At 57.2% G+C, this 9,386-nt stretch carries 12 protein-coding genes; 4 read left to right on the top strand and 8 right to left on the bottom strand.

What is annotated here, in order from left to right; translation table 11 throughout:
* Positions 1-185, bottom strand: a 185-nt coding sequence (locus tag Q363_RS43300; protein WP_035357391.1) for a hypothetical protein, incomplete at its 3' end; no start/stop codon positions are given.
* A 231-nt stretch (positions 186-416) separates the two neighbouring features.
* The gene (locus tag Q363_RS45695; protein ID WP_281176096.1) at positions 417-542 is read right to left on the bottom strand and encodes a hypothetical protein; all 126 of its coding nucleotides are present in this window, start codon (positions 540-542) and stop codon (positions 417-419) included.
* Between the two features lie 671 nt (positions 543-1,213).
* Between Q363_RS45695 and Q363_RS47035 the strand changes: the two genes are divergently transcribed.
* The gene (locus Q363_RS47035; protein ID WP_157467752.1) at positions 1,214-1,330 is read left to right on the top strand and encodes a helix-turn-helix domain-containing protein; all 117 of its coding nucleotides are present in this window, start codon (positions 1,214-1,216) and stop codon (positions 1,328-1,330) included.
* A gap of 114 nt (positions 1,331-1,444) precedes the next feature.
* Here Q363_RS47035 and Q363_RS41440 read toward each other — a convergent pair whose 3' ends face one another.
* The 3 genes from Q363_RS41440 to Q363_RS28390 are packed head-to-tail and all read right to left on the bottom strand — an operon-like array spanning position 1,445 to position 5,362.
* Positions 1,445-1,762, bottom strand: a complete 318-nt coding sequence (locus tag Q363_RS41440; protein ID WP_157467754.1) for a hypothetical protein — start codon at positions 1,760-1,762, stop codon at positions 1,445-1,447.
* A gap of 28 nt (positions 1,763-1,790) precedes the next feature.
* Entirely contained in the window at positions 1,791-4,805 is a 3,015-nt protein-coding gene (locus tag Q363_RS28380) for a protein kinase domain-containing protein (protein ID WP_169747171.1), read from the bottom strand.
* Complete coding sequence (locus Q363_RS28390; protein WP_035357393.1) at positions 4,802-5,362, bottom strand: ECF-type sigma factor; 561 nt, start codon at positions 5,360-5,362, stop codon at positions 4,802-4,804. Before Q363_RS28390 ends, Q363_RS28380 begins: the two co-directional genes overlap by 4 nt.
* A gap of 189 nt (positions 5,363-5,551) precedes the next feature.
* Between Q363_RS28390 and Q363_RS28395 the strand changes: the two genes are divergently transcribed.
* Positions 5,552-5,971: a hypothetical protein gene (locus Q363_RS28395; protein ID WP_157467756.1), complete on the top strand. Its 420-nt coding sequence runs from the start codon at positions 5,552-5,554 to the stop codon at positions 5,969-5,971.
* Positions 5,972-5,977: 6 nt separating this feature from the next.
* Complete coding sequence (locus tag Q363_RS41445) at positions 5,978-6,139, top strand: hypothetical protein (RefSeq protein ID WP_157467757.1); 162 nt, start codon at positions 5,978-5,980, stop codon at positions 6,137-6,139.
* A gap of 505 nt (positions 6,140-6,644) precedes the next feature.
* On the opposite strand, the gene Q363_RS28400 is transcribed toward Q363_RS41445, so the two are convergent.
* Together Q363_RS28400 and Q363_RS36990 are read right to left on the bottom strand one after the other, a co-directional pair.
* A complete protein-coding gene (locus Q363_RS28400) occupies positions 6,645-7,457 on the bottom strand; it encodes a hypothetical protein (protein WP_035357397.1) in 813 nt (270 codons plus the stop codon).
* A 393-nt stretch (positions 7,458-7,850) separates the two neighbouring features.
* The gene (locus Q363_RS36990; RefSeq protein WP_051979461.1) at positions 7,851-8,210 is read right to left on the bottom strand and encodes a PsiF family protein; all 360 of its coding nucleotides are present in this window, start codon (positions 8,208-8,210) and stop codon (positions 7,851-7,853) included.
* Between the two features lie 557 nt (positions 8,211-8,767).
* Here Q363_RS36990 and Q363_RS28410 point away from each other — a divergent pair.
* Positions 8,768-9,043, top strand: a complete 276-nt coding sequence (locus Q363_RS28410) for an SOS response-associated peptidase family protein (RefSeq protein WP_051979462.1) — start codon at positions 8,768-8,770, stop codon at positions 9,041-9,043.
* 32 nt (positions 9,044-9,075) lie between these two features.
* Here the strand turns inward: Q363_RS28410 and Q363_RS28415 are convergent.
* Positions 9,076-9,386: transposase (locus Q363_RS28415; protein WP_035357399.1), on the bottom strand; the 311-nt coding region annotated here is incomplete at its 5' end.

Consider the following 9,386-nt stretch of genomic DNA (forward strand, 5'->3'; position numbering starts at 1 on the left):
TACTTCTTTGTAGAGATTCTCTTCGCCGGAATAGAAGGGACTTCTTTCGGAGGTGATAGGTGAGCCAAGACTGACGCACCGAGTTCACGCGTCTCTTCGGTAGTAAGCATGCTGGGAGATTTGGCTGCTTTGGCGGCGAGCTTCTTGATCTTGGGAGAGGTGATTGCTGCAGGAGCTTTAGGCATTGCACCATTCTACGTGGTCTAGCCGTCCATCCTGGATACGCGAGCTTCGAAAACATCTAAACCTTGATTGCAAGAAATTGATGAGTGGTTTGCGCTTATCGGGCCCGTCCCGATGCTATTTCAGTCAGCCGAACACGCTCTGCCCCAAGCAGAGAGCGCAGGACGTAACCAAGAAGGGTGTACATAAATTGGCTATTCAAAATCAGGTGGCCAAGAGCAGCAAAGCCAGCCCTATTTGGCCTTCTCCAGTTCGGCTACAGCAAGCAGTTCTTTCGCCTGGTCACGCGTCAGCCAGTTTCCCAACCGCGTCCCCTGCTGACGCACGTACGGGGCCCGCACGACGTTGCACTTGGGCACTGTGCTGTTGCTCCTTCAGTATGGGACCCACACTTCTCGCCTATGCCTACCAAAGGAGCCTATGCCTACCAAAGGGAGTGGACAGATGCCTGACCAGTTGGCCCCAAGCAGCGTATCTAGTAGATGCTCAAAACCGCGAAAATCTCGAACCGGCGCACATTGGAAGAGACGATGCTTTCCATCACGGCTGCCCGCTCTTGGACGTGGGTAAGAGCGCATTCGGATCAGTACCCCAACATTCATTGAAGCTGTCTTCCCCTTGCCGCCATCTGCCTTGCCGATTTTACCCCTGTCCCTCGTCGCTCAATATTATCAATGGTTTTGAATCCCTTCTTCCCCAAAAGGAGAGACATGGTCATGCGCTCACGCTTTGCGCCTTGGTTAGGACTCAGTGAACATATATGCGAACCACGTTACGAAGTCGAACCCCTTCCCCCCTCTGTAGGGGAAGGCTATAGATTGCGTTTGTTCGTCCTCGACGTTGCGAAAACGAAAGAGGTTGAAATTGGCCGAGAGATTTTTACCCCGCGTGAAGGCTCCAATACCTCAGAGATTTATCAAGAGGCTTCGCAAGCGGGCGTCTCTTGGCTGTCTACGTACAAGAGCTTGCCATAGCCGAATAGCCGGGTGCGGGATCGTCCCATCACTTCCCTTCCCCACTATTCGGTACCGTGAAGACCATACGCGCCCTGCTCAAAACCGCAGCTGTCCCTGTTGCCGAAATCGCAGCCCGCTTCGGCATCGCCCGATCAACCCTGTATCGTGCGGTACTCAAACCTGCGGCGTGATGCCAGGGATAGAGAGCCAATCGCAGTACCTTTTTGCAGCTCGAATCGCTGGACCTTTGGTCTGGCCCAAAAGATTGGTTAAATCGAAGTTACTGAAAACCCCGTTTCCGGGAACTACGGCGGCGTGAACGAACAACTATTCAAATTGGGGGTGTTGATGGCGCGGGCAACCGAGACAGTGAAACAGCGCGCATTCATTTGCAGAGAATGCAGGAGTGCTAACGAAAGTGCTCGACGAGCGTCCGCGATCACGGCCACCGGCTGCTGCAGGAATCCGCCCATATTGTTCTTCCCAGGAGAGGGCATCCACCACTTCGCGGCGCAGGTCTTCGTCCCGTGCGCAGGCCGACTGCAGGTAGGCTTCGCGCTCCGCCGCCGGCTTCCGGCGAGCGGCCGCCAGTATCGTTCGTCTTCTTTGCGGCTGCTTTTCATGGCTCCCCAGTCAGTCGTTCGACGGGAACTAGCGATCCACGTTGTCCAAGATCCAGATGTTGCCGGACTCTTGCGCCATGGTCAACACGAGTTTGTCCTGGGTGAGCGAAAGGCCTACCAGTGGTATGGACCGTAGAATCATCAATCGCGGGCTATCGAATTTCGTAACCTGGAACGGTTGGCCAACTGGTTTTCCCGCGGACGGATTGAAGCGAATCCCCCAGACGTTGAAGAAGCCGCCGGGCCCGGAAACGAAATAGATCGTTTTTCCATCCGGAGACCAGCGGGGCTTATCGTCCCAGTGCCGACCGTCGGTAATGCGCGTCCACGGACCACCCGACGCGGGTACGACGTAGAGCGCGGACTCCGGGTTCGGCGAGTTCACGACAGCTTCGAAGACGATCCATCGGCCGTCAGGCGACATGTGTGCCTGATAAAGCTTGTACGCCGGATTTGAAGCAACCTTTTGTGCCACGGTTTCCGCATGGGGCGACGATGGGAATGGGATTAGCCAGACTGCACCTTTATTCGTAGCCAGTAACCACTTGCCGTCTGGAGACCAATCGAAGATGCCCGTTTTGGTCACACCCGTGAGTGGTTCTTCTTCATGGCTTTGGCTCGACCAGAGGATGAGCTGACTCTCGCCCGTCCTGAGATTTCTGCGGTCGTAGATGAGTTGCATACCGTCAGGCGACCACAGCGGAAACCAACTTGAAAAGCCGTCAGCGGGAATCGGAATCTCGCTCCCATCCACGAGCGACTTCACCCAAACCTCGTTTCGGACGTCCCCGAAACCCGGCCCGTAGCTTTCGCCATGGGGAACGTAATAGGCAACTTTGGTACCGTCGCGCGACAGGCTCGGTTCAATTGACGTCCTTCCGGGCGAAGTGACCGCATTACCGGTGCCTTTGATCTGGGCAGTTCTGGCGTCGAACGGGAAGAGCCAGGTCTGAATCCGCTGCGACTTTGCTGTGAAGGCCAGCCGCCTGCCATCGGCAGAAACCGCAAGTGCGGCATCGGGTCCCGGGCCGGTGGTAAGCCGATCGATTCGAGTAGCTCGCCGCGTCCCAGGATCGACGGTCAGCTTCCAGATGTTCTTCGCCCCTCTGTAGCCCCGTTCGAAATAAATCGCGTCGCCTGAAGGTGACCAGGAGAAGGAGTATTCCCCGAGCTGCTGACCGGCTTTAACGTCACCTGAAGCCTCTGCGAGTTCTCTCTGGATCACGGGTGCAATCTCCAGCTTGATCCCGGGCCCGCCGGCGAGCGGGACAGTCCAAAAGCTGGGGCTTGGCGACGCATCTCCAACCCAAGCGGTGATTCTCTTTCCATCCGGATACCAGGCGGACGAAGCAGCACAAAGTTTGTTTTGCGCAAGAAAGTCTGCGAGCACTTCGCGGGCCGGGCTGCCCTCAAGCTGCGCGACGTAGAACCGGTTGCAATCGTCGAGCGCGGCAAAGTGCGTCTGAAACAAGACCTGCGAGCTGTCCGGCGACCACCGGGGATAGTAGCCGAAGGCTGCGATCTTGCGCTGCTGGCCGACCCCTCCCAGCGCCGGTGTAATGTAGATTCCGCCATCGCCTTCCTCGGAACGATAAGCGATGTATTTGCCGTCCGGAGACCAGTCCGGCTGCCAATTCTGGCCGGGACCCTTCGTGATCTGAATGGGGTCGCCACCACTGATTTGCTGAATCCAGATGTCGTACTTGCCGCCACGGTCGGAACTGTAGGCGATGAAGCGGCCGTCGGGAGACCAGGTGGCTCCAGTCTGGAGGCCCTCGTCGAAGGTGAGCCGGGTGAGGGTGCGCTGGACCGGCGGCCGGTGCAAGCGATGGGCAACTACGGCCCCAAGGGCGATGACCGCAATGGCGAGAACGCCAGCGGCGATCTTCAACCAAGTTTTACGAGAGTGCGACCTGCGTTCCGGTTCGACGTGCGCAATCGCTTCTTCCACATCGGGCGCAGGCAAACGCTGCGAGCGCTGGCCTCGCCGCAGATCCACGACCATCTCTCGCATGGACTGGTATCTCTCCGCCGGACTCTTCTCCAATGCCTTTTCAACCACGATTCGGTACGCCTCGGGGACCTCTTCACTCAACGGCGGCAATTCGCCGCGGATGATCGTTTTCAGCACCTCCAGGTCCGTTCGTCCGCCAAATGGGCGCTTGCCTGACAGCATTTCGTAGAGCACGACGCCGAAGGAAAAGATATCGCTGCGCGAATCCAGCGGCTGGCCCGAAGCCTGCTCCGGAGACATATAGGCGATCGTGCCCAGGATCAGTCCCGGGCGCGTCGGCCCTTCCGGAGACCTTGCCGCGAGATCGATCTTGCCGTTTTCGGCAAGCTTCGCCAGGCCGAAGTCGGTCAGCTTGGCATAGCCGTTTCTGGCCACCAGAATGTTCATGGGCTTGATGTCCCGGTGCAGGATGCCCGCTTGATGCGCGTCAGCCAGCCCGTCGGCCACGCCGGTCAACAACTCGGCGACTTCCTTCGGCGTCCTTCGCTTTTCCTTAACCCAGTCCTTCAGCGTCCCGCCGTCGACATATTCCGTGACCAGGTAATGCCGCCCCTCAAATTCACCGGTGTCATAGACGGTAACGATGTGCGGATGATTCAGCGAGGACGCCATCTGTGCCTCCCGCTGAAAACGGCGGCGGGCCTCCGCATCGGCCAGATCGTCGGAGAGAAACTTGATCGCCACCCGGCGGCCCAGCTTGGTATCGAGAGCCAGCCAAACGGTGCTCATGCCCCCCTCCCCCAGCTTCGACTCGATGCGGTATTGCCCGATCTCCAGCCCCGCGGCAAATTGCACAGCCGCCCTAACCGCGGAGTCAGGAGGATGTTCGTCCGCGATCATGGTCACCGGCTGCTGCAGGAATCCGCCCATGCGTTCTTCCCACGAGAGCGCATCTACGACTTCGCGGCGCAGATCTTCGTCCCCCGCGCAGGCCGACTGCAGGTAGGCTTCGCGCTCCTCCGCCGGCTTCCGGCGGGCGCCCGCCAGTATCTCCATCACCCGTTCGTCTTCTTCGCGGCTGCTAGTCATGGCTCCCCAGTCAGTCGTTCGAAGAGCCAGCGGCGAGCCCGGTACCACTCCCGCTGCATAGTATGCAACGTCATGTCCAGCGCATCGGCGGTCTCCTGATCGGTTGACCCCAGGAAGAACTTGAGTTCCACCAGGGCTCGTCTCGATGGCGATTCCCGCTCCAGATCGTTGAGTAGCTCGTCCACCGCAATCACCAGCTCCGACGGGGTGCGGGTGCCCAGGAAGCGCTCCGGAAGTCCTTCCATGGGCAGAAACAGAATATCGGGCCGGGCCCGTGCGTGGTCAATCAGGTAACGACGCATCACCCTAGCCGATATCGCGAGAAAATGACCGCGATCCTGCCAATCAAGGTCCTTTGACTTCGCCAGGCGAAGGAATGCTTCATTTACCAGCGCGGTTGGCTGGAGGGTATTACCGGGCCGCTCGCGCCGGAAACAGCGTTCGGCAATCTGGTGAAGATCCGGCATCAGGAGATCAAACAGCCTGTCCTCCACTTGCCGGTCGCCGGTTCCCCATTGCCGCAGCAATTGCGTGATTTCGCCGGGATCGGGTCCCATAACGTGCCCACTTCCAGTTGCGCGCGATTATAGGCGCAATTCACGTCGAATTGAGGACCAGGTAACGGTCTGCCCTTCAGGCCAGGAAATATTTGTTGCAAAAGGTGGCGGGGATTTGGCGCTTTCCCCGCTTTCCACTGTGAGACCAAGTTCGCAAGGGCTCGGCCATCACAAGAAAAGGAGACCGCCGTGAAAAAGAATCTGTTATCACTCGCGATGTTCCTGGCTTTGCTGATGAGCGCAGCCGCCCAAGCGCAAACTACTCACCTGAAGATAACTGTGCCCTTCGAATTCACCGCCGGGAATGTCCAGCTTCCGGCTGGCGAGTATGAAGTCATGGCCGTCGGACGCTGGGGGGGACCGACACTCTCAATCCGCAACCTGAATTCGAACGCAGGGACACTCGTTCTTTCGACTTCCTGCAGATCGCAGAAGCCCGCTGCCGACGCCAAGCTGGTTTTCTATCGCTACGGCCAACGGTATTTCCTCGCCGAAGTGTGGAATCGGAACAGTTCTCTCGGCAACCAGATACAGATCAACTCGCGGCAAACAGAGTTGGCCAGAAACCAATCGAAGGACGAAGGCGTGCTGATAGCGTCGGAGAAATAATGATGCTTGCTCAATTCCACTTCAAGCCCGGAGGCTCTCCGTGAGAGCCTCCGGGCTTCGTTCGCTGTCGTGCCGCGGCAGAACATGCAGATCGCCGACCGCATCCTTACCCACATCTCGTTCGTGACCCCGGTGGGCCGTGGCGAAGAACCTCCCATGGCAGCGTGAAGATGGCTTTATTGCCGACCGTGCTCTTCCAGCGAGTCTTTATCAGCGGTGGCGATCATTATGTGGTCTTGGAGCCGAAGTGAGCCGACTTTGTCTCGCCTGGCAAGAACGGTTAGGTGTCGCCGGATCGCCGATTCATTCCTTCCGGGTGGCGACAATCGGGAAGCTATTCCGTAATGCCCGAAGAGTCCGGTGTTTGAGCAACTTCGGTTCGTCGGAAACGAACTTACTGAAATCCCCGTTTTTCGTGCACTACAACCGAGCGATTTGGTCAGCCAGAGCCAGATAACTTCCAGGTTCGCGACGATACAGCCTGAACTCATGGAGATTGCCCAGACTGGATGGCATGCATCTCCATCGAACACCTACCAGGCCTATTTGATAATTCTGCCGAACGGTCCGTCGGGCCGCAGGGGCAAAGAAGGCTCTCAAACGTTTGCCGAGTCCATCAAGCTCCGGGCCATAGAAAAGAAGTTACCCTGTACCGCCCATCGCTGCGAGTCTTTCACGGCTTCAGTTCAAACCGCAGCGCCGGATACTGCGTTCGCAACTCCAGGCCATCAAACGGCGAAATCGCAAACTCAGTTGGTCGCAGCGTACCAACGATGTTCCATGTTTTCTTCTCGCGCAGCCTAAACAGAAATGCCCCCCGATATCTCTCCTTTGCGCTCTTCTCTGCCGGATCCTGCACAAGCTCCGGCAGCATCACCGAGAAACTCCCATCCTTTCCTAGCGGTACAGTCGCAACGTGAAACGTCGTCACTAGCCCATCCATAATTCCGAAGAAGTCGCTCACCCAAAATGCCATGTAACCAACCTCAATCTCAAGGGGCGAATGATGCTTACCCAATGCAGCCACCGTACGAGCATCCATCACCAACTGCCCACCCAAAGGCCATGCCGGAAGCACCTTGCACTCGGCTTGCCGCTCAACACTCTCGCCACCCATCGCAATGTCGTAACGACTCAACTCGCAACCCGGCATATACACCACCGCCTGCACTCTATTGGCCGCAACTCCGTTCACAGATGCGTCAAAAACAAATCGTTGCATCTTCGGCTCAGGAGCGACAACTCCATGCCCGCCAAAGGGCCCACCCATAAAAAAGGCGATCTGAATACCCTCTACCGAAGCGCCACTTGGGACAAGAATCGACACTTCAGGCCCAGCCCCTGCCTGCTGTGCCCATCCCATCGACACCATCAAGCCAGCCGCCATTATCCCCGAAAGCCGTCCTGGTAACTCACCGGCGACACTCCCCGCGATCAACGCAGCATACCAGTCAAATGCCGGAAGCGTCATCGATTCGATGCGCAATCGCATCTCCATGAACTGCCCGTGAAGTCCGCTTATCGGCAACTTCGACGGGGGCCACCACCGATGCCGGGAAAAGGGGCCAAATCCACCTCAATCGACCTGCGCTCCCCCATACGCCATCCGTGGTCCGGCACCATACATTCCCCCACGGCTTTCCTCTCCCCGTAGAGGCGCGAGGTACCCGCGAGGTACCCGCTCAGAGGAACAGGGTGAAACAGTCTGACAGAACGAGCACAAATCACCTCGAAGAATCATAGAGTTACACGGATTGAATCCAGAAGAAACAGAACAATAGAGGTTCGAATCCTCTCGCCCCGACCAACGCGAAGGCCTCATTTGCACTTCTGATTAGTCATAACTCCGTCAACCTGAATGGTTACGAGTAGCAACCTGCTAGGGGTTAGCCCTTTTCATACAGTCCTTCACGTATGACCGGCGATCCGAGCCAGTCAAGTTCTTTTTATCCGCTAGATCGTTGCACATTCTGGATTTGTCCTGCTGGCTAACGTTGCCGTTGGAACCGCTGTCTGCTGCTTTATTGAGGCAACTCCGCATGAACTTCTCACGATCGTCGCCTTTGAGGTTCCTCCTGTCGGCCGTGTCGTTGCAGGCTTTCGCCTTGTCCTGTCCGGAAGCTGTTGAGGACGGTGCTGGCTCAGCCCGCACAGTCGTGGCAGTCGTTACCGAGATAAAGCCGATCGCAAGTGAAAGCGAAATAATCGCCGACGAGACGTGACGTAAGCACTTTGACATGGAGAATCTCCTTTGTTAGTTATTCATTGCAATTTCGCGACAAGCCTGAAATCCATCGTTACTCGAGTGCCTTCTCGTATCGTTTGCGTCGAGATGATACGCGACCAACACGCTTCACTGAAGACCTAGATCAGCAAGTTGCTTAGGATTCGCTTCATCGACGGCCACCAAGTTATGGCAGGTAGAGCAGTCGTTACCAATGCTCTTCCCTCCTTCGTATTGTGGTTTCCGTCGTGACAGCGGAAACAGTCGGGATAGTCTTTATGTTCGAGGTTATTCGGATGCGTACTCCATGTAACCTTCATGAACGGAAACACATTCTCACCATAGTTGCGCGCTCAATACTCTACTCTCTTCAGCAGTCTGTGGCTTCTTCTGGGCGACCGCTCGGACTTGGCGTCTCACTTCCCACAAAATGGAACTTCCGGTAAGAAGCCGAAGGGGATCTCCAAGCCATAAAAAGTTCGAAAATCGTCCACTAGCGCCGACCAACAAATTTGCCTACTCTTTGTTTGAGTCGACCGTGGTCGTTTATGTTTTCAGATTGGAGATACGGGATGTGCGGCCGCTACTACAGAAAGTCCGACAAGCAGAAGATAGCCGAAGCCTTCCACGCTACCCGGGTCGATGACTTCCCGCTGCCCCCATGGGACTACAACGTCGCCCCAACCTCCATGCAGCCCATCATCCGGCAGAACCGCGACACCGGCGAGCGGGAGCTTGTGTCATTGCGCTGGGGTCTGGTGCCGTTCTGGACCAGCGACCTCGCCGCCTTCAAAGGCTTCTCCACCATCAACGCCCGCGCTGAGAACATCACCACCTCGCGCACCTAGGGGTAGACCCAACATTGACACTGGTGGCGAATTCAGACGGCATGAAATTGGAGAGCTGCGAAGTGGGAACAGCGCGTGTGGGCAAGCGGCGTCCCGTTTGCCCAGGATGCGATTCGCAAGAGGTTGATTGCGACGGCTGTGATGACATGTTGTAAGCGGGCTTTGGCAAAACCCCGATAGCGTGTGCGGCGCAGTCCGCTGCGCCGGATAGCCTGCGCGTGGGTGCTTTCGATGCCGGCCCGAGGTGCGTAGGACTTACGAAATTCCTCCGTTGTTTGTCGCATTCGCATCGTCTGGAGCGCTTCATGAAGATCGCGGGTCTGGAGGCCGATGATACGTGGCT

This window comes from Edaphobacter aggregans DSM 19364 (assembly GCF_000745965.1).
Classification (GTDB): Bacteria; Acidobacteriota; Terriglobia; order Terriglobales; family Acidobacteriaceae; genus Edaphobacter; species Edaphobacter aggregans.